General features: G+C 69.1%; 18 protein-coding genes, 1 tRNA gene and 1 pseudogene. 17 read left to right on the plus strand and 3 right to left on the minus strand.

The annotated features are described in order from the left end of the window. Positions 1-111: 111 nt before the first annotated feature. From FND50_RS22375 to FND50_RS22395, 5 genes are all read left to right on the plus strand, one after another. Entirely contained in the window at positions 112-1041 is a 930-nt protein-coding gene (locus FND50_RS22375; protein ID WP_039952119.1) for an aldo/keto reductase, read from the plus strand. Between the two features lie 98 nt (positions 1042-1139). Then, complete coding sequence (locus FND50_RS22380) at positions 1140-1826, plus strand: heme oxygenase (biliverdin-producing) (protein ID WP_144287156.1); 687 nt, start codon at positions 1140-1142, stop codon at positions 1824-1826. Next, the gene (locus tag FND50_RS22385; RefSeq protein WP_144287157.1) at positions 1823-2863 is read left to right on the plus strand and encodes a hemin ABC transporter substrate-binding protein; all 1041 of its coding nucleotides are present in this window, start codon (positions 1823-1825) and stop codon (positions 2861-2863) included. The genes FND50_RS22380 and FND50_RS22385 overlap by 4 nt, the downstream gene beginning before the upstream one ends. Further along, a complete protein-coding gene (locus tag FND50_RS22390) occupies positions 2860-3933 on the plus strand; it encodes an iron ABC transporter permease (protein WP_144287158.1) in 1074 nt (357 codons plus the stop codon). The genes FND50_RS22385 and FND50_RS22390 overlap by 4 nt, the downstream gene beginning before the upstream one ends. Continuing rightward, a complete protein-coding gene (locus FND50_RS22395; protein WP_144287159.1) occupies positions 3930-4808 on the plus strand; it encodes a heme ABC transporter ATP-binding protein in 879 nt (292 codons plus the stop codon). Before FND50_RS22390 ends, FND50_RS22395 begins: the two co-directional genes overlap by 4 nt. A 10-nt stretch (positions 4809-4818) precedes the next feature. On the opposite strand, the gene FND50_RS22400 is transcribed toward FND50_RS22395, so the two are convergent. Then, positions 4819-5172 (minus strand): hypothetical protein, encoded by a 354-nt coding sequence (locus FND50_RS22400; protein WP_005243085.1) that lies wholly within the window; start codon positions 5170-5172, stop codon positions 4819-4821. A 184-nt stretch (positions 5173-5356) separates the two neighbouring features. Here FND50_RS22400 and FND50_RS22405 point away from each other — a divergent pair, with 184 nt between their 5' ends. Genes FND50_RS22405 through FND50_RS22415 form a run of 3 tightly spaced genes read left to right on the plus strand, consistent with a single transcriptional unit; the run spans position 5357 to position 7688 of the window. Continuing rightward, the gene (locus FND50_RS22405) at positions 5357-6367 is read left to right on the plus strand and encodes a YncE family protein (RefSeq protein WP_144287160.1); all 1011 of its coding nucleotides are present in this window, start codon (positions 5357-5359) and stop codon (positions 6365-6367) included. Beyond that, on the plus strand, positions 6368-6607 hold the full coding sequence (locus FND50_RS22410; RefSeq protein ID WP_005243088.1) for a DUF5703 family protein: 240 nt from the start codon (positions 6368-6370) through the stop codon (positions 6605-6607). 10 nt (positions 6608-6617) lie between these two features. Continuing rightward, entirely contained in the window at positions 6618-7688 is a 1071-nt protein-coding gene (locus FND50_RS22415) for a quinone-dependent dihydroorotate dehydrogenase (RefSeq protein WP_144287161.1), read from the plus strand. Between the two features lie 77 nt (positions 7689-7765). Here FND50_RS22415 and FND50_RS22420 read toward each other — a convergent pair whose 3' ends face one another. Further along, entirely contained in the window at positions 7766-8296 is a 531-nt protein-coding gene (locus FND50_RS22420; RefSeq protein WP_144287162.1) for a YbhB/YbcL family Raf kinase inhibitor-like protein, read from the minus strand. Between the two features lie 34 nt (positions 8297-8330). After that, positions 8331-9683 (minus strand): M20/M25/M40 family metallo-hydrolase, encoded by a 1353-nt coding sequence (locus FND50_RS22425; protein ID WP_144287163.1) that lies wholly within the window; start codon positions 9681-9683, stop codon positions 8331-8333. A gap of 111 nt (positions 9684-9794) precedes the next feature. Here FND50_RS22425 and FND50_RS22430 point away from each other — a divergent pair. The 9 genes and pseudogenes from FND50_RS22430 (at position 9795) to FND50_RS22470 (ending at position 20312) form a co-directional block, all read left to right on the plus strand. Further along, positions 9795-9880: transfer RNA gene (locus tag FND50_RS22430), tRNA-Leu, on the plus strand. 72 nt (positions 9881-9952) lie between these two features. Next, the gene (locus FND50_RS22435) at positions 9953-11407 is read left to right on the plus strand and encodes an SDR family oxidoreductase (RefSeq protein WP_144287164.1); all 1455 of its coding nucleotides are present in this window, start codon (positions 9953-9955) and stop codon (positions 11405-11407) included. Positions 11408-11512: 105 nt separating this feature from the next. Then, a complete protein-coding gene (locus FND50_RS22440) occupies positions 11513-11929 on the plus strand; it encodes a universal stress protein (protein ID WP_005243098.1) in 417 nt (138 codons plus the stop codon). A 77-nt stretch (positions 11930-12006) separates the two neighbouring features. Beyond that, positions 12007-12411 carry a DUF2784 domain-containing protein gene (locus FND50_RS22445; RefSeq protein WP_144287165.1) on the plus strand — a complete coding sequence of 135 codons (405 nt, stop codon included), beginning with the start codon at positions 12007-12009 and terminating at the stop codon, positions 12409-12411. Between the two features lie 35 nt (positions 12412-12446). Beyond that, positions 12447-13691, plus strand: a complete 1245-nt coding sequence (locus tag FND50_RS22450) for a trans-acting enoyl reductase family protein (RefSeq protein WP_144287166.1) — start codon at positions 12447-12449, stop codon at positions 13689-13691. A gap of 262 nt (positions 13692-13953) precedes the next feature. Further along, positions 13954-14919, plus strand: coding sequence for a sulfite exporter TauE/SafE family protein (locus FND50_RS22455; protein ID WP_005243104.1), 966 nt, complete (start codon positions 13954-13956; stop codon positions 14917-14919). A gap of 135 nt (positions 14920-15054) precedes the next feature. Next, positions 15055-17237 (plus strand): annotated as a pseudogene (locus tag FND50_RS22460) (malate synthase G). Between the two features lie 136 nt (positions 17238-17373). Next, positions 17374-19161: a substrate-binding domain-containing protein gene (locus tag FND50_RS22465; RefSeq protein WP_144287167.1), complete on the plus strand. Its 1788-nt coding sequence runs from the start codon at positions 17374-17376 to the stop codon at positions 19159-19161. Beyond that, a complete protein-coding gene (locus tag FND50_RS22470) occupies positions 19158-20312 on the plus strand; it encodes a metallophosphoesterase (protein WP_144287168.1) in 1155 nt (384 codons plus the stop codon). The genes FND50_RS22465 and FND50_RS22470 overlap by 4 nt, the downstream gene beginning before the upstream one ends. Positions 20313-20340: the final 28 nt, after the last annotated feature.

Here is a 20340-nt window from a genome sequence, read left to right on the forward strand (position 1 = left end):
CCTGCCACGCGATACCCCACTACTCTGCACCTGTGGTGGCCGGTTCCGGGGGGCACCAGCATCTTCGGGGCGACACCGGAATTGCAGCTACGGTACGAGACGCAGGCGGTTATGGAACAGAGATCGGTCGGAGCAAGCGGGTTACGAGTGTCACGGCTCGGCCTGGGCACGCTCACGTGGGGTCGGGACACGGACGGCGACGAGGCGGCCGCGCAGATCGCGGCATTCGTCGATGCGGGCGGAACGCTCGTCGACACCTCGCCCGCGTACGGCGACGGTGTGGCGCAGCGGATCCTGGCGGAACTGCTCGACGACGTGGTGCCGCGCACGGAACTCGTCCTGAGCTCGAGTTCCGGGATCAACCCGTCGGGTCCCTCGCGGATCGACTGCTCGCGACGGGGTCTCGTCGCCCAGCTCGACGCCACCCTGCGCGAGCTCGGCACCGACTACCTGGACATGTGGCAGGTCGCCACGTGGGATCCGTTCACGCCGGTCGACGAGGTCGCCGCCACTCTCGATTTCGCGGTGGCGAGCGGCCGGGTCCGGTACGTCGGGGCGCGGGGTTACCTCGGGTGGCAACTGGCCACTGCGGCAGGCGCGTCCCGCGGAACCACGCTCGTCGCCACCCAGGTGGAGTACTCGCTGCTCGCCCGGGGCGTCGAGGAAGAACTCGTTCCGGCCGCGGCGCATCACGGCATCGGGGTGTTCGCGGCCGTTCCGCTCGCCCGCGGGGTCCTGACCGGCAAATACCGCAACGGCATCCCCGTCGATTCACGCGGTGCCGACGACGCGCACGCGCAGGACGTCCAGAGTTACCTCACCGACTCCTCCGTCCGGGTGGTCGACGCGGTCGTGACCGCGGCCGACGGGCTCGGCACCTCCCCGCTGGCCGTCGCGCTCGCGTGGGCGCGCGACCGTCCGGGTGTCGCGAGCGCGGTCGTCGGGGCCAGGGACATCGCACAGCTGACCGGTGTGCTCGTCGCCGAGGAACTGGAGTTGCCCGCCGCGATCGCGGCGGCGCTCGACGACGTCAGCGCCTAGCGTGTGCAGGAGCCGGCCGACGTGCACCTGCAGTTCACGTGCAGGGCAGACTAACCTGGTGCCCACCGGCCGATGCCCGTAGATCTGCAGGAGAGTCCATGACCACGCTGAACGAGGCCGACGCGGCCGACCGCCGAACCGTCGGCTTCGCCGAGCGCATCAAGGCCGGGACGGACGCCGCTCACCGGGAGACCGAGCAGTCCCGGTTCGTCGGGGCCCTCCTCGCCGGTGAACTCACCTCGGACGGCTACGCCGAACTGCTCGCACAGACGTACCTCGTCTACCGTGAACTCGAGGACGCCGGGCGCACCCACACCGGCAACCCCGTCGCGTCGCCGTTTCTCCACGACGAACTGCTGCGGGTCCCGTCGTTGGAAGCGGATCTCGAGTTCCTGCGCGGGCCGTCGTGGCGCGAGACCGTGTCCGCGCTGCCCGCCACCACCCGCTACGTGGAGCGGCTCCGCGAGGTGGCGTACGGGTGGCCCGCCGGTTTCGTTGCGCACCACTACATCCGGTACATGGGAGACCTGTCCGGTGGGCAGATCATCCGGCGCATGCTCGAACGCGCCTACGGGTACACCACCGACGGCCTGCAGTTCTACATCTTCGACGAGATCCCGAAACCGAAGGTGTTCAAGGACACCTACCGCGCGAAACTCGACGCCGCGCCCCTGACCCCGGAAGATCAGGAACGGGTGATCGACGAGGTCAACCTCGCCTACCGTCTCAACGGCGACCTGTTCGCCGCCCTCGAAGCGGACATCGACCGGTACCGCGCACGATGAGATCGGTGTCCCGCGCCCGCACGGACAGGTCGCTGTTCGCCGTTCTCGTCCTGCTTCTCGTGTCCGCGGTGGCGGTGTCGGCGTGCACGTCCGGCGCCGGTGACAGTGCCGGCGGCACCGGCGGTGCGCGCACGGCGGTCCTCGACGACCTCGATCCCGAACCTCTCGCGTCCCCCGCCACGCCGGTGCTGCCCGTCACGGTCCGCAGTTTCGACGGGGTGGACGTGACGATCACGGACGCGAGCCGGATCGTGACCGCGGACCGCTACGGAACGCTCACCGAGACGGTCTTCGCGCTCGGACTCGGTGACAACGTGGTGGGCCGGGACATCGCATCCGAGTTCCCCGCCGCACAGGACGTGCCGGTGGTGACCCCCGGCGGGCAGTCCCTCAACGCCGAGGCCATCCTCGACCTGGCGCCGACGGTGTTCCTCACCGACACCAGCATCGGACCGCAGGCCGTGCAGGATCAGCTGCGGGCGGCCGGAGTTCCGGTCGTCTATTTCGATCCGACGCGGACGCTCGAGGGTGTGCCCGGCCAGATCACGGCGGTGGCGGATGCGCTCGGTGTGCCCGAGCAGGGCCGCGAACTCGCGGCCCGCACCGAGAGTGAGATCGCGGCCGCCCGGAGTCGCGCCCCGCAGGGCGACGAGCCGCTGAAGATCGCGTTCCTTTATCTGCGCGGCACCGCGATCACCATGATCGGCGGCCCGGGCTCGGGTGCCGACTCGCTGATCGACGCGCTCGGCGCCGTCGACGCCGGCACCGCCTCGGGCATCACGCAGCAGTTCGCGCCGATCACCAGCGAGGCCCTGATCGCCGCCGCCCCCGACGTCCTCCTGATGATGACGGGCGGGCTCGAATCGATCGGCGGCATCGAGGGACTCGAGAAGATTCCCGGGGTGGCGCAGACTCCGGCGGGAAAGAATCAGCGCGTCGTCGACATGCAGGACGGGGTGCTGCTCAGCTTCGGCCCCAACACGGGCCGTGTTCTCGGCGCGTTGGCCGACGCCGTCTACCCGACCGCCAATCCATGACCGTCGAAGACCTCCGCGCTCCGGGTAAGCCTTCCTCACGCACTCGAACCGGTGCCGTCCTCGGCGGCCTGCTGATCGCCCTCGTTGTCGCCGCCGTGTTCTCGGCCTGCATCGGACAGGTGCCGACCGGACCAGGAGAGGTTCTCGGCAGCATCCTCCACCGCGTCGGACTGGATCTCGGACCGATGCCCGCGCACCCCAGCGGTGAGGTGACGCTGTGGGAGGTCCGGTTCCCGCGGGTGGTCCTCGCCATCCTGGTCGGGGCGGCGCTCGGATGCGCGGGTGCGCTGCTGCAGGGTGTGTTCGCCAACCCGCTCGCCGAACCGGGTGTCATCGGGGTGTCGGCCGGCGCCGCGGTCGGCGCCAGCGCCGCCATCGTGGTCGGCGGCGCGTTCGCGGCCGGGTGGACGGTGGCCGCGGCCGCCTTCGTCGCCGGACTGATCACCACCGTCGCCGTCTACGTCCTCGCCCGGCACGAGGGCCGCACCGAGGTGGTCACCCTCGTCCTCACCGGTGTGGCGGTCAACGCGTTCGCCGGCGGCCTCATCGCCTTCTTCACGTTCGTCGCGTCCCCCGCGGCGCGCGATCAGATCGTCTTCTGGCAACTGGGCAGCCTCAATGGGGCCACCTGGAACGCGGTCGCAGTGGTGGCGCCGATGACGGTCGTCGGGATCGCCGCCACGATGATGATCGCCGGGAAACTCGACCTGCTGTCCCTCGGCGAGAGCGCGGCCCGGCACCTCGGCCTCGACGTCGAGCGGCTGCGTCAGATCGCCGTGCTGATCGTCGCCCTGCTCGTCTCCTCCAGCGTCGCCTTCACCGGCATCATCCTGTTCGTCGGACTGGTGGTCCCGCACCTGATGCGAATCGCCGTCGGGCCGGGCCACCGGGCCCTGATTCCGGCGAGCGCGCTGTGCGGCTCGCTCGTGCTGCTCCTCGCCGACCTGGGCGCCCGGTCGCTCGTGGCGAACGCGGACCTCCCGCTCGGCATGCTCACGGCCCTCGTTGGCGGGCCGTTCTTCTTCTGGTTGCTGCGCCGCACCCGGGCCAGCCAGGGCGGGTGGGCATGAGTCCGGCATTCCACCCGCTCCGCACCCGCATCGGCGAGGCGATCGAGCAGAGCCTGTTCCGGCGGACCGACCCGGTGCCGCCGCCGCGCTCCTCGGGGGCCGTGACGCTGCGGGCGGACGGCATCGCCGTCACCCGCGGGGGCAGGCCCGTGCTCGCGGAGGTGTCCGTGGACGTGCGGATCGGGGAGGTCCTCGTTCTCGTCGGCCCCAACGGGGCGGGCAAGTCGACGCTCCTCGCGGCGCTGTCGGGCGATCAGGACGTGCATTCGGGAACCGTGCACCTCGACGACCGGAACCTCGGCGACTGGACGGCGCTCGAGATGGCTCAGCGCCGGGCGGTCCTCCCCCAGCAGAACACGGTCGGATTCTCGTTCACCGCACGTCAGGTGATCACGATGGGCCGCTCACCGTGGGCGCGCACGCCCCGCTCCGACGACGACGCCACCGCCGTCGCCGAGGCCATGCGGATCTGCGACGTCGTGGCGTTCGCCGACCGGCCGTTCACGGCGCTCTCGGGGGGCGAGCGTGCCCGGGTGGCACTGGCGCGGGTGCTCGCGCAGCGCACCGAGACGATCCTGCTCGACGAGCCCACTGCCGCCCTCGACCTCGGCCACCAGGAGACTGTGATGCGGCTCGCCCGCTCCCGTGCGGAGCAGGGCACCGCGGTGGTGGTCGTCCTCCACGACCTCGCGCTCGCCGCCGCGTACGCGGACCGGATCGTGGTCCTCGAGCAGGGACGCGTCGCCGCCGACGGACCTCCCGGCGACGTCCTGTCCGAGGAATTGCTGACCCGGGTGTACGGGCACCCCGTCGAGGTCATCGAGCATCCGGTGACCGGTGCGACCCTCGTCCTCCCCCGCCGCGATCAGCGCTAGACCGCGGGGTTCACAGCCCGTCGATGACCGCGCCGAGGCGGCTGAGCACCGCACGCACGGTGATTCCGTCCTCCGGCCCTGCCACGTGGGAATCGGGATCGGACACGGCATCTCGCACGACGGCGACGATGCTGCGCTCATCGGTCAGGTCGATCTCCCGGACCGAACGTCGCGCCGACGCCACGATGTCGTCGGGAGCCGGGACCTCGGTTTCGACGTCGGCGCGGTAGACCTCGACGTGCATCGTGCTCTTGCGCACCCGGAATGCGTAGGAGTTACCTTCTGCGGTCCGGCCGAAGCCGTGTGCGTGCGGTCCTACCGAGATGTCTTCGACGGTGAACGTCGGTGTTTCGGGTATTTCCACGGTCTTCTCCTCGATGACCTGGGCCGGCGATCGGAAGACCGCCGGGCGCGGGGTCGATGTTTCTCACGGTATCGCCTCGGCACCCGCTCGGCACCGACCGCATTCGTGGGCGTTTCGCGGATCAGGGATGCTTGTGGGCAGTTGTACAAGTGTAGGTCGATGAGAGAACCCCGAGGAGCAGCACATGGGTAGACCGGGAGCGCGCGTCGTCGCCTCGTGTATCGGAGTGGCATTTCTACTGGTCACGGGCTGTTCGTCGAACTCCGACGAGGATCAGGCGATCACGATCGCGCCCGCGAGTGCCGCACAGTCCCCGGCCCAGAACACCACGCCTGCCGGTGTCGTCCACCCTGTCGGACTGCCCATCGAGTCCACCACATTCGACCGCGAGACCCGCACGACCGTCGTCCTGAGCGGCGAAGGCAACCAGGTCCTGCTGTTCCCGGCGGGGGATTTCACGGCGCCTCCGCGGGTGATTCCGTTGGACGACACCGTCGCCCAGGTCTCCCTCGCCCCCGGCGGTGTGGCGTTACTCGCCATGAACACGCAGGTAGGACGCCTGGACCTGCGAACCGGCGAGCTGGTGTTCGTCCCGGCCGACGGCGACGTCCGGTCGGTCGCCCAACTGCCCGACGGGCGGCTGGCGATGGGCCTGGGCAATGGCGAGATTCACATCGTGAACACCGACACGAACGAGTCACAGGTGATCGGCGGTCTCACGTCGGTCGACGGGCTTGCCGTCGTCGGCGACTCACTCACCGCTCTCGACCGTGGTCAGACGTCCGTCACCGCCGTCGACGTCCCCGCTTCCGCGCTCGGTGTCGCGCTGCGCGCCGGGGAAGGTGCGACGCAGCTCACGACCGATCACTACGGACGGATCCTCGTCACCGACACAACCGGCGACGAACTGCTCGCCTACACCACCGACACACTGATGCTCCGCCAGCGGTTCCCCGCCGGGCTCGCGCCGTACGCCGTCGCCTACGACGACACCGCCGACCGGGCGTGGGTCACGCTGACCGAGACCAACGAAGTGGTCGGATTCGACCTGTCGAGCGGTGTGGGCGTGGAAACGGCACGGTATCCCACCGTCCGGCAGCCGAACTCTGTCACTGTGGATACCGTGAACGGTGACCTCCTGATCGGTTCCGCGACGGGAGACGGCCTGCAGCAGATCCCGACGAGGAGTTCGTAGATGGCATCGCATTCACGTCGACTCCCCTCCGGGTGGGAGATCGAATCCGAGGACTTCGAGTACGTGCCGCTCCGGCTGCCACCCGACGTCACCCGTATCAGTGCTTCGATGAGGTTGGCCATCCAGGCGGAGTTCGGTGGCTGGGAGCTGTCCCGGGTCCGCCTGTACTCCGACGGCAGCCGCCGTGTGCTGCTCAAACGAAGGAAGACCGCTCACCATGTCCCCGACCCCGCAATCTAGGGAGACCTCCTTGTACCACCTGCTCCTACGGGTGATGTTCCGCGTTCCTCCGGAGCGGATTCATCACCTGGCCTTCGCTGCGATGCGCCTGGTCACGCGGTTCTCGCCGTTGCGTCAGCTCGTCGGCAAGGTTCTCGTCGTGGACGATCCGGTACTGCGGAACACCGTTTTCGGACTCGACTTCCCGGCGCCGCTCGGTCTGGCCGCCGGGTTCGACAAGGATGCGACCGGCGTCGACGCGTGGGGTCCCCTCGGCTTCGGGTTCGCCGAGGTGGGCACCGTCACCGCCCAGGCCCAGCCCGGCAACCCGGCTCCCCGGCTGTTCCGGCTGCCCGCGGACCGTGCCCTGATCAACCGGATGGGTTTCAACAACCACGGCGCAGGCAATGCCGCCAATCATCTTCGTCAGCGCCGGGCCGGTGTCCCGATCGGCGCGAACATCGGCAAGACCAAGATCGTCGACGCCGCGGACGCCCCGGCCGATTACACGGCGAGCGCGCAACTACTGGGCCCGCTGGCCGATTTCATGGTGGTCAACGTCAGCTCACCCAACACACCGGGACTGCGGGACCTGCAGGCCGTCGAATCTCTCCGGCCTCTCCTGCGTGCCGTTCTCGACTGCGTGACCGTCCCGGTTCTGGTGAAGATCGCCCCCGACCTGTCCGACGACGACGTCGATGCGGTCGCGGATCTCGCGCTCGAACTCGGCCTGGCCGGCATCGTCGCGACCAACACGACCATCCGCCGGGGCGGGCTGAACACCCCGGACGACGAGGTGTCCGCGATCGGCGCGGGCGGGTTGTCGGGACCGCCGGTCGCCGAACGATCGCTCGAGGTCCTCCGCCGCCTGCACGCGCGGGTGGATGATCGCCTGGTGCTGATCTCCGTCGGCGGCATCGAGACGGTCGACCAGGCATGGGAACGGATCCTGGCCGGGGCGTCCCTCGTGCAGGGTTACACCGGCTTCATCTACGGCGGGCCGTTCTGGGCTCGCCGCATCCACAAGGGGCTGGCCCGGAAGGTGCGCGAGGCCGGCTACTCCTCCGTCGCCGATGCGGTCGGCGCCGGCGCCGTGCGCTGACACGGACCGTACACAGACCGGTGGCCGGCGAATCCCGAGGATTCGCCGGCCACCCGTGTCTTCCTTCAGCTACCGAGCTACTGCTCGTACGTCCCCTGGATCTTCGCGCGAGCGATCGCATGCGAGAACAGGTTGAAACCCAGGAACGCCGGCGTCGAGTCGGCGGTGACCCCGTCGAGAGTCTCCACGTCGAGCGCGTGGACCACGAAGATGTAGCGGTGCGGTCCGTGCCCTTCCGGCGGGGCCGCGCCGAGGAAACGACGCAATCCGGCGTCGTTCTTCAGCGTGATCGCACCGCTCGGCAGCCCGGTTCCGTCGTCGTCGCCTGCGCCGCTCACCAGCGTGGTCGTGTCGGCCGGGATGTTGGCGACCGCCCAGTGCCAGAATCCGGACGCCGTCGGCGCGTCGGGGTCGTACACCGTCACCGCGAAGCCCTTGGTCTCTGCGGGGAACCCCGACCACGACAGTTGCGGTGAGTTGTCGTGGCCGCCGGCGCCGAAGATTCCGCTGACCTGTTCCTTGTTCAGCGGCTGCCCGTCGGTGACGTCGGTGGAGGTCAACTCGAAACTCGGCAGGTCGGGAAGTGCCTCGTACGGGTCGTGTGACATGCGGTTCCTCTCTTGTCGCGTATCGGTTCTCGGATCAGCTGTGGAGCAGAAAATGTTCCAGCACGCGTGTACCGAACAGTAGTGCGTCGACCGGTACCCGTTCGTCGACACCGTGGAACAGCGCGCTGAAATCCAGGTCGGCGGGCAGCTGCAGCGGAGCGAACCCGAAGCACCGGATGCCGAGCTTCGCGAACGCCTTGGCGTCGGTGCCACCCGACAGCATGTAGGGCACGGTCCGGGCACCGGGATCGTGCGCGAGGATCGCGTCGTTCATGGCGTCCACGAGATGTCCGTCGAACGTCGTCTCGTAGGAGTCGAGTTTCGTGATCCATTCGCGCTGGACGTCCGGCCCGATGAGCTCGTCGACCGTCGCCTCGAACTCGGCCTGCCTGCCGGGCAGGATCCGGCAGTCGACGACGGCCTCCGCGGTCTGCGGGATGACGTTGGCCTTGTAGCCGGCCGAGAGCATGGTCGGGTTCGCGGTGTCGCGGAGGGTGGCGCCGACGATGTTGGCGATGGTGCCGAGTTTCGCGAGGGTGCCGTCGAGGTCGGGCGACTTCGGGTCGAAGTCGAGTCCGGTCTCCTCACCCGCCGCCTCGAGGAATTCGGCCACCGAATCGGAGATGACCAGCGGGAACGTGTGCGCACCCAGCCGGGCGACTGCCTGCGCCAGGATGGTGACGGCGTTGTCGGTGTGCAGGAACGAGCCGTGCCCGGCGCGGCCCTTGGCCGTCAGCCGCATCCATCCGAGACCCTTCTCGGCGGTCTCGACGAGATAGAGCCTGCGGTCGGTGCCGTCCGGTCGCGGAACGGTGAGGGAGAAACCGCCGACCTCACCGACCGCTTCCGTGACACCCTCGAACAGATCGGGCCGATTCTCGACGAGCCACTGGCAGCCGTACTTGCCACCGGCCTCCTCGTCGGCGACGAAGGCGAACACGAGGTCGCGAGGAGGAACGATTCCCTCGGCCTTGAACTGGCGGGCGACCGCCAGAATCATCCCGACCATGTCCTTCATGTCGACGGCGCCGCGCCCCCACACGTAACCGTCCTCGACGGCTCCGGAGAACGGGTGGACGCGCCAGTCGGCGGGCTCGGCGGGAACGACGTCGAGGTGGCCGTGCAGCATGAGGGCGCCGCGGTCGGGGTTCGAGCCCTTCAGCCGGGCGAACACGTTGCCGCGGCCCGGTGCACCCGACTCCACGTACTCGGGCTCGTAGCCCACTTCCTGCAGCTGGGCCGCCACCCACTCCGCACACTCGCGTTCGCCCTTCGTCGTGGCGAGCTCTCCGGTGTTGGACGTGTCGAAGCGGATCAGTGAACTGACGAGATCCACGACTTCGGCTTCGGCGCGACCCTGGCCTGGGGTTTCCTGTGTAGTTGGCACTCCACGTTCCTACCACCGCAGCAGCGGAAACGGTCAGGTGAGAGGGGCGATTTGGGCCGTGGCGGTTCATCGGTTAATCTTTTGCAGCACCCAGGAAATGGGGGCAGGCAAGTCCGAGTGGCGGAATGGCAGACGCGCTAGCTTGAGGTGCTAGTGTCCTATTAACGGACGTGGGGGTTCAAGTCCCCCCTCGGACACTCTGAGTTGAGACAGACGAAAAGGCCCCGGTTCATCGAACCGGGGCCTTCTTCGTGAGAGGGCGAAGTTCGATGGGTGAAACAACGACGACGATCGATCCGGCGGATCTCGAGATCTGCCTGAAGGTTCTCGATCAGGTGGCGGAACTCGACGACGCGGATCCCGACTCCGTCACGGTCCAGCGCGCAGTCGGTCACCTCTTCAAGAAGTTGAAGAAGCGCAGGCGGATCGCGGCCCGCGACGCCGTCTCCGAGGCCGACCGTCAGGTCGTTGCCGCCACCGCGACGGGTTCCCCCGATCGGATCGACGACGAGACAGCGGGCATCCCGCTCACGTCGAACGCCGACGGCGCATCCGCGGGCACCCTCATCCGGCCCCGCCCGTGCTACATCTGCAAGCAGCGTTACACCCGGGTCGACGCCTTCTATCACCAGCTGTGCCCCGACTGCGCGGCCAGGAGCCGCGCCAAGCGGGACGCGCGCGCGGACCTCACCGGCCGCCGGGCACTGCTGACCGGCGGTCGCGCCAAGATCGGCATGTACATCGCCCTGCGGTTGCTCCGCGACGGAGCCCACACGACGATCACGACACGTTTCCCCAACGACGCCATCCGCCGGTTCAAGGCGATGGAGGACAGCAGCGAGTGGATCCACCGGCTGCGCGTCGTCGGTATCGATCTGCGCGACCCGGCGCAGGTCGTCGCGCTGGCCGACTCCGTTGCCGCGCAGGGCCCGCTGGACATCCTGATCAACAACGCCGCGCAGACGGTGCGACGCTCCCCCGGCGCCTACAGCGCGCTGGCGGACGCGGAGTCCGGGGCCCTTCCCTCGGGCGACCTGCCCGACGTCCTGACGTTCGGCAAGACGAGCGACGCCCACCCGGCGGCACTCGCCGGTTCACTGTCCGACGTGTCCGCGATGGCGGGCGCCGCACTGTCCCCCGACGCGGTGAGTTCGCTCGCACTGGTCGCGAAGTCGGCATCCCCAGATCGCATCGACCAGGGTCTCGCGATCGACGCCGGCGGACTCCTGCCCGACCTCGCGCACACGAACAGCTGGGTCCAGACGGTCGAGGAAGTCGACCCGATCGAGCTGCTCGAGGTGCAGTTGTGCAACTCGGTCGCCCCGTTCATCCTCGTGTCCCGGCTGCGGCCCGCGATGGCGGCGGCAGGCGCCCGCCGCAAGTACGTGGTGAACGTCTCCGCGATGGAGGGCCAGTTCAGCCGCGCCTACAAGGGTCCGGGGCATCCGCACACCAACATGGCGAAGGCCGCGCTGAACATGCTCACCCGCACCAGCGCCAAGGAGATGCTCGAGGACGGCATCCTCATGACCGCGGTCGACACCGGGTGGATCACCGACGAGCGGCCGCATTACACCAAGATGCGCCTGGCCGACGAGGGCTTCCATGCCCCTCTCGACCTGGTCGACGGTGCCGCCCGTGTCTACGACCCGATCGTCCAGGGCGAGCAGGGCGTCGATCTGCACGGCTGCTTCCTGAAGGACTACGAGCCCTCACCCTGGTGATCGAGCACCGCTCGGATCTCCGTACGAGAGCATCGACACAGCCGGAGCACACTCCGGCACGGGGATAATAGGGGTCGTACCGATACCTGCAAATGGAGGCGCTTCATGGCGATAGCCGTTGTCCACCGAGACAGCCCGGAAGGCCGGGCGGCCATCGTCCACGCCGCCCGTGAGGCTGTGCAACGACGGGAACAGCTGCTCGTCCTCCACGTCCTCGACGACGACCCCGGCCAGGACGCCGAGTCCGACCGGTCCGCCCTGCGCGCCGAGATCCAGGCCACGCTCGAGAGTGGCGGGGTCGGCGAGTCGTCGTGGGAGCTGCGCACCAACGAGCACGACGGTGATCAGGTGAGCGCTCTGCGCGCGCTGGTCGACAGCAGCGGCGCGGATCTGCTCGTCGTGGGTACCCGGCGCATGTCCCCGATCGGCAAGTTCCTCCTGGAGCGATGGCTGCAACGCCTCCTTCTCGAGGTCGACATTCCGATCCTGGTGGTCAAGGAAGACGTGCGCGGCACCGCCTGAGCCCGTTACCCGGCGTACCCGGCCGGGCGACGCCTACGATGGCGTATGGGGGAAATTCGGATGTCAGGGGTGCATCGATGGGGAGCGTCTTCTACGAGGTCGTCGCCGACGCCACTGCCGTCGCACACCTGATCTTCATCCTCTACGTCGTGTGCGGTGGGTTTCTCGCCTGGCACTGGCCGCGCACCATCGCCCTCCACCTCGCCGCGGTGGCCTGGGGATTCACCGGCCTCCTCGTCGGCATCGACTGCCCGCTGACCCACCTGGAGAGCTGGGCCCGGGTCCGCGCCGGGCAGGACCCGCTCCCCTCGTCCGGGTTCATCTCCCACTACCTCACCGGGGTCGTCTACCCGGAATCCGCCGCGGGAGCGATCCAAACTCTCGTCGCGCTCGGTGTCGTCACCTCGTGGGTCGGCTACGTCGTCCTGCGGCTCCGCACCCGGGTACCCCTCGCCCCCACCCACCCCGGTACCGGAGTCTGAGCTCCCGCTTCCCTACCGCCGAGTAGGGTCGTGCCATGACAGACAGCGCACGTGAATTGGATCTCGTCGTCTACGGGGCCACCGGCTTCGTCGGCAAACTTCTCGCCGACTATCTCGTACAGCACGCTCCGGACGGCGTGCGGATCGCGCTCGCGGGGCGGACAGCCGCCAAACTCGAAGCGGTGCGGTCCTCGCTCGGTCCGCGCGCGGCGCAGTGGCCCGTCATCGTCGCGAACTCCGACGACGCCGCGTCGCTCGCAGCCCTCGCGGGACGCACCCGGGTGGTCGCGACGACGGTCGGGCCGTACGCCAAGTACGGACATGCCCTCGCCGCGGCATGCGCCGAGGCGGGCACCGACTACGTCGACCTCACCGGAGAGGTGCTGTTCGCCCGCGAGAGCATCGACGCCAACCACGATCGGGCCCGCGAGACCGGCGCCCGGATCGTCCACTCCTGCGGGTTCGACTCCATTCCGTCCGACCTCGGGGTGCACGTCCTGTACGAGAAGGTCCGGGAGGACGGCGCCGGCGAACTCACCGACACCACCCTGGTGGTCACGTCCGTGCGCGGCGGCGTCAGCGGCGGCACGATCGATTCGCTGCGCACACAGGTGGACGTGTCGAAGAAGAATCCGGCGTCGCGGCATCTCGCGGCGTCGCCGTACTCGCTGAGCCCCGACCGCTCGAAGGAACCGGACCTCGGCAAGCAGTCCGACATGAGCGTGGTCAACGGCGAGGACATCGCACCCGGCCTGAAGGGGTGGAAGGCCCCGTTCTTCATGGGTCCCTACAACACCCGGGTCGTGCGGCGCAGCAACGCGCTCCGCGACTGGGCCTACGGTCGCGAGTTCAAGTACCGCGAGGTCATGAACGTCGGAAGCTCCCCGATCACACCGGTGATCGCGGGTGCGGTGGCGGCCGGCCTCGGCGGGTTGATCGTCGGAATGGCCCTCCCGCCCACCCGGTACGTCCTCGACCGCGTTCTGCCCTCACCGGGCGACGGCCCCAGCGAAGAGGCGCAGCGCAAGGGCCACTTCACCATCGACGTGTACACGACCACCACCACGGGCGCGCGCTACACGTCGCGAGTGAAGGCGAAGGGCGATCCCGGATACAGCGCCACCGCGGTGATGCTCGGCGAATCCGCGCTGAGCCTCGTCCTCGGCGGCGACGCACTGCCGGATTCGGCCGGCGTCCTCACCCCCGCGACGGCACTCGGCGACGTCCTGGTCACACGGCTGCGCGACGCGGGCTTCGAGATCTCTGCGCGAAAACTGTGAGCGGTTGGGCGCGTGTGAAGATGACACGCGCCCACCCCTCCAGCTAGTGTCGAACCTTGTGCGCGGACGGCCGCGCATGCGACGAGAGATGTGGGAGTCCGAGTGAACGGCACGAGCGCGCAGGCAGGCCCCGCGGCCTCGCTCGCCCTCATGCCCTTCTGGCCCTCCCGCCGAGGCCATGCCTTCGACCAGGGATGTTGCTGACCAGCCTGCTCGCTGGTCTTTGCTGCCCTGACGGTTCGCTCTCTCGGTCGGAGTCTCGATGTTCAAGCTCTTGATTTTCACGCTGGTCGGCGTGGGTGCCCAGCTGGTCGACGGCGCTCTCGGCATGGCCTTCGGCGTGACTGCGACCACCCTGCTCGTGTTCAGCGGCGTCGGACCGGCACACGCCAGCGCAGCAGTGCATTTCGCCGAGGTCGGTACGACGCTCGCCTCCGGCGCATCGCACTGGCGGTTCCGCAACATCGACTGGGCCCTCGTCCTGCGCCTGGGTGTCCCCGGCGCCATCGGCGCGTTCCTCGGTGCGACGGTGCTGTCCCAGTTGTCGACGGCCGCCGCCGTCCCCGTGACGTCGACGATCCTGCTGGCGATCGGTGTGTACGTCCTGCTCCGCTTCTCGATCCGCCCTCCCGCCGTCAACGACGCTCGGACGTCACCGCACACGGCGAAGTTCCTGTCACCGCTCGGCCTGTTCGGTGGATTCATCGACGCGAGCGGCGGCGGCGGCTGGGGGCCGATCACCACCAGCACGTTGCTCTCGCGCGGCAAGACCGCACCGCGCACCGTCATCGGTTCGGTCAGCGCGTCGGAGTTCCTGGTGTCCGCCGCGGCCAGCATCGGGTTCATCTTCGGTCTCGGCAGCGACTTCTTCGACAACATCCCCATCATCGCGGGGCTGGCTCTCGGCGGCATCATCGCCGCACCGCTCGCCGCCTGGCTGGTCAGCCGGGTGCCCGCAACCCTTCTGGGAACCGGTGTCGGCGGCATCATCATCATCACCAACGCGCAGAAGCTGTTCAAGACATTCGACGTCACCGGCGTCGCCGCCACCCTCGGGTACCTCGCTCTCGTTGCGGTGTGGGCCGGACTGCTGGTCGTCGCCTGGCGTCGTTCGCGTCTCAGCGCGGCAGAGGCCGCAGGCGATCTGCACCGGATCGACGCCGAGAACGACACGCCCGTCGAGTCGGAAGCCCCGTCCCTCGAGCCGTCGACCGGCGAGAAGGCCTGACCTCGCCTCCCGCCCCCACTTCGGGGCGAACCTCCGCAGAACATCCGACCACGCCGCATCCTTACCAGCGGGTAACATTGGGTGCGGTTCATGGCACCCGTCCGGTGCTCCAAGTGCGGAACAGTGAGGCATTTCATGACTGAGCGTGTTGAGGTCGGCGGTCTGCAGGTCGCGAAGGTGCTCTACGACTTCGTGAACGAGGAGGCGCTGCCCGGGACCGGGGTGTCGGTGGACGGGTTCTGGTCGGGTGCGGCGAAGGTGATCGACGATCTGGCGCCGAAGAACAAGGCGCTGCTGTCCACCCGCGACGACCTGCAGGCCCGGATCGATGCCTGGCACCGCGACCGGGCCGGTGCCGTGATCGACCCGGCCGAGTACAAGGCGTTCCTGACCGAGATCGGGTATCTGGTGCCCGAACCGGCCCCGTTCGAGGTGTCGACGGCGAACGTGGACACCGAGATCACCGCCACCGCCGGCCCGCAGCTGGTGGTCCCGGTCCTCAACGCCCGCTTCGCGCTGAACGCCTCCAACGCGAGGTGGGGGTCGTTGTACGACGCCCTGTACGGCACCAACGCCATCCCCGACGACGGCGGCGCGGAGGCGGGTGCCTCCTACAACAAGGTCCGCGGCGACCGGGTCATCGCCTGGGCCCGCACCTTCCTCGACACCGCCGCCCCCCTCGCGACCGGGTCGCACGCCGACGCCGCCGCCTACACCGTCGACGGCACCGCCCTGACCGTGCAGCTCGCCGACGGCACGATCACCGGCCTCGCCGAGCCGGGCAAGTTCGTCGGCTACCTCGGCGCCCCGGCCGCCCCGACCAGTGTGCTGCTGCGCAACCACGGGTTGCACGCGGAAATCCAGATCGACCCCACCTCCCCGATCGGGTCCACCGACGCGGCGGGGTCAAGGATGTGGTGCTCGAATCCGCGGTCACCACCATCATGGACTTCGAGGACTCCGTCGCCGCCGTCGACGCCGACGACAAGGTGATCGGCTACCGCAACTGGCTCGGCCTCAACCGCGGGGACCTGACCGAGGAGATGACCAAGGGCGGCACGGCGTTCACCCGCCGGCTGAACCCGGACCGGGTCTACACCGCCCCGGACGGGTCCGAGCTCACCCTGCACGGGCGGTCGCTGCTGTTCGTCCGCAACGTCGGGCATTTGATGACCACCCCGGCGATCCTGCACGGCGACGGCACCGAAATCCCCGAGGGCATCCTCGACGCCCTGATCACCTCCCTGTGCGCGGTCCACGGGCTGTCCCGGTCCGAGCAGACCGGGCCGTTGGACAACTCCCGCACCGGGTCGATCTACATCGTCAAACCCAAACAGCACGGCCCCGACGAGGTCGCGTTCACCACCGAACTGTTCGGCCGCGTCGAGCAGGTCCTCGGCCTGCCCGGCAACACCCTCAAGGTCGGCATCATGGACGAGGAACGCCGCACCACCGTCAACCTCGCCGCCTGCATCAAGGAAGCCAGTGAGCGGGTGGTGTTCATCAACACCGGGTTCCTCGACCGCACCGGCGACGAGATCCACACCTCGATGGAGGCCGGGCCGATGATCCGCAAGGCCGAGATGAAGAAGCAGACCTGGATCACCGCCTACGAGGACTGGAACGTCGACGTCGGGCTCGCCTGCGGGTTGCAGGGGCGGGCGCAGATCGGCAAGGGCATGTGGGCGATGACCGAGCTGATGGCCGAGATGCTCGAGCAGAAGATCGGCCACCCCAAGGCCGGCGCGAACACCGCGTGGGTGCCGTCCCCGACCGGGGCCACCCTGCACGCCACCCACTACCACCAGGTCGACGTCGTCGCCGTCCAGAACCGGCTCGAGGGCACCCGGCGGGCCACCCTCGACGAGATCCTCACCATCCCCCTCGCCCCGAACACCGACTGGTCCGACGCGGAGAAGCAGGAAGAACTCGACAACAACTGCCAGTCCATCCTCGGGTACGTGGTCCGCTGGATCGACGCCGGCGTCGGCTGCTCCAAGGTCCCCGACATCCACGACGTCGCCCTGATGGAGGACCGCGCCACCCTCCGCATCTCGTCGCAGTTGCTGGCGAACTGGATCCGGCACGGTGTGGTCACCGCCGACCAGGTCGTGCAATCGCTGCAGCGGATGGCCCCGGTGGTGGACCGGCAGAACCAGGGCGATCCCACCTACCGGCCGCTGGCCCCGGACTTCGACACCAACATCGCCTTCCAGGCCGCGAAGGAACTCATCCTCGACGGCACCACCCAGCCCTCCGGCTACACCGAACCGATCCTGCACCGCCGCCGCCGCGAATACAAAGCAGCCAACGCCTGACCCGGTCGCCCCCCACGTGAGTGGCGAAGCGTCCCGCGGGACGCTTCGCCACTCACGTGTCAGGCCGGGGTGATCCTGCGCATCACTACACTGCGAGGGTCAACGTCGAACTCGTCGGACAGGGGCTGGAAAGCACGTGGGGCAGCATCGCGGCGAATCGCGCGCCAGGGGTATCAGCAGGGGGCCGTTGATCGTGCTCGGTCTCGTCGTCGTCCTCGTGCTGGGCGTGGTGGGCTGGTTCCAGTTGCGTGACCGGATCAACGACCAGGGAGTGGCTGCCGCGGGCGCCTGCGTCGAAGGCGAATCCGTGCTCGCGGTCGCGGCGGATCCCGATATCGCACCCCAGCTGCAGACTCTTGCCGACCATTTCACGGAGACGGCGCCGGTGATACGCGATCAGTGCGTGTCCGTGACGGTCACTGCCGTCGCGTCCGACGCAGTGCGCGACGCCTTGTCCGCGGGGCCGGACGGCGCGTGGGACGCAGCGGCCCTCGGACCTCGGCCCGCTCTGTGGATTCCGTCGAGCTCGCATTCCGTCAAGCAGGTGTCGGCAACCGGTGTCATCAGCGGCGAAGCGCGTCCCGTGGCGACCAGCCCGGTGGTGCTCGCGGTCCGGACGGCGTTCGCGAATGCGCCGGGCACGCCGGCGATCGACTGGAAGGACTTGCCGTCATTGCAGACCGGCCGCGATTCCCTCGCGGCTCTCGGTCTGCCGGGCTGGGGCAGCCTGGGCATGGCGCTCCCCGTCGGCCCCGGCGCCGAGAGTACGGAGATGGCAGTCGAGGCGGTCGCGGCCGCGGTCACGGGAAGCAGCACGGGTCCGGTGACGGAGGAGCAGGCGCGTTCCGCTCCGGTCACGTCGGCACTCACCGGTCTGGCGCTCGGCTACGAGGCGTCGTCGGGGACGAAGCCCGCGACGACGCGGGAGGCACTCACCGCGCTGGCCGAGCAGGGCGATCCTGCGACCTCCGACATCCACGCGGTCGCGGCCACCGAACAGCAGGTCTACCAGGCCCTGCGCGACGCACCCGGAGCCGACATCACCACATCGATACCGAGAGGCCCGACACCCGTGGCAGATCATCCGGCGGCCGTCCTGGCGGGCCCGGCCGTCGACGAGACGCAGAGCCGCGCCGCCGCGCAGTTCGCGGAGTTCGTCCGTCGACCCGAACAGGCGCAGGTCCTGGCCGACGCCGGGTTCCGGGTCGAGGGACTTGCCCGCCCCGACGACACCACGCTGGCCTTTCCCGGTTTCGAATCCACCCTGGTTCCCGCGGATGCGGCGGCTGCGGCCGAGCTGATGCACGTGATCCGGAATCCGATCACGCCCCGCACCTCCACCGTCCTGCTCGATGTTTCCAGCTCGATGGGTGAGCGCGAGGGAACGGCGACGCGCCTGGCGAACACGACGGCAGCGCTCGCAGCCCACGTCGACCGTGCTCCGGACTCATCGAACCTCGGACTGTGGGAGTACAGCACGACACTCGACGGGTCGCGCCCGTACACGACCGTGGTCGCGACCGGTCCGCTCTCGGCGGGCGGTTTCACCGAGGGCACCCGCAGGCAGGCCCTCGACGCCCGGCTCGCCAGGGCGACACCCGCCACCGGAACCTCCACGTACACGGCGCTCGAAGCTGCCTACAAGAGTGCGGTCGACGGATACACGCCGGGCCTCACCAACTCGGTGCTGCTCGTCACCGACGGCGCCAACGACGACTCCGTCGCGCGCGCGGATCTGCTGTCGGCCATCGCCGCGGCCTCGAACACGTCGAAGCCGGTGCGCATCGACGTGGTGACGATCGGCGAGAATTCCGACCTCAACACGTTGCAGGCGTTGGCCGATCGCACCGGCGGGTCGCTGGAGAAGGTCGCATCCACGGAGGGAGCGGCCTTGCCGACCGCGATCAGCAGGCTGCTGTCGTGACGAGGCTCCTGGTCTTCGCGGTCTTCCTCGCACTCGTCAGCTGGTGGCTCCACAGGCGACTCGTCCGGGCCACCGGGCTCGGCCGTCCCTGGTCGGTGGTCGTCGACGTGACCCTCGTGGTTCTGTGGGTTCTCGCGGTCATCGGCGTCGGCAGCGGCGAAGCCTTCGACCCGGGATGGGCGCGTCCCCCGGGGTGGATGGGCTGGGTGTGGCTCGGCGCGATGTTCTATCTGGTGCTCGGGCTTCTGCTGGTCGCACTGGTGTCACTGCTGACGCGGCTGTTCGGCCGCCTGCGCGGTACCGGAAACGGCGAACAGGTCGATCTGTCACGGCGGCGCGGCCTGCGCATCGCCACCGCCGTCGTCGTGGTGGGTGCCGTCGGCGCCGCCGGCTACGGGGTGTCGGAGGCCGCGCGGCCGCGGATCGTGCGGGTTCGGGTGCCGCTGAAACGTCTCCCCGCCGAGTTCGACGGTGTACGTGTGGCGCTCGTGTCCGACCTCCACGTCGGCCCGGCGCGAGGAGTGGATTTCACTCGGCGTGTGGTCGATTTGGTGAACGCGGAGCAGCCGGATCTTGTCGCGATCGCGGGCGATCTGGTCGACGGTACCGTCGCGAAGGTATCGCCCGATCTGCAACCGCTCGGCGACGTCGAGGCCCCGCTCGGGGTGTTCGGTGTCAGCGGCAATCACGAGTTCTACGCCGACGACGGTGGCCGATGGCTGGACGTGTGGGACCGACTGGGTATCCGGACGCTGCGCAACGAACGCGCGACGATCACCCGAGGCGACGCCACTCTCGACATCGCGGGCATCCACGACTACTCCTCGCCCGCCCCGTACGAACCCGATCTATCCGCCGCGCTCGCCGGACGCGATCCGTCGACGTTCGTCGTGCTGCTCGCGCACGAACCGCGGCAGGCACTGGAAGCGTCCGACCTCGGCGTCGACCTGCAACTGTCGGGGCACACCCACGGCGGGCAGATGTGGCCGTTGGGTTATCTGGTGCCGCTGCAGCAGCCGTCGGTGACGGGACTGGACCGCATCGGGAACACCGTCCTGTACACCACTCGCGGTGTGGGCACGTGGGGTCCGCCCGTGCGCGTGGCCGCCCCACCGGAGATCACGATCCTCGAGCTGGTGCGCGAGGACTGAGCGAGCGATGCCCGCCCCGCGTGAGTGG

Origin of the sequence: Rhodococcus sp. WB9 (assembly GCF_007558985.1) — a bacterium.
In the GTDB taxonomy this organism is placed as follows: Bacteria; Actinomycetota; Actinomycetes; order Mycobacteriales; family Mycobacteriaceae; genus Rhodococcus_F; species Rhodococcus_F opacus.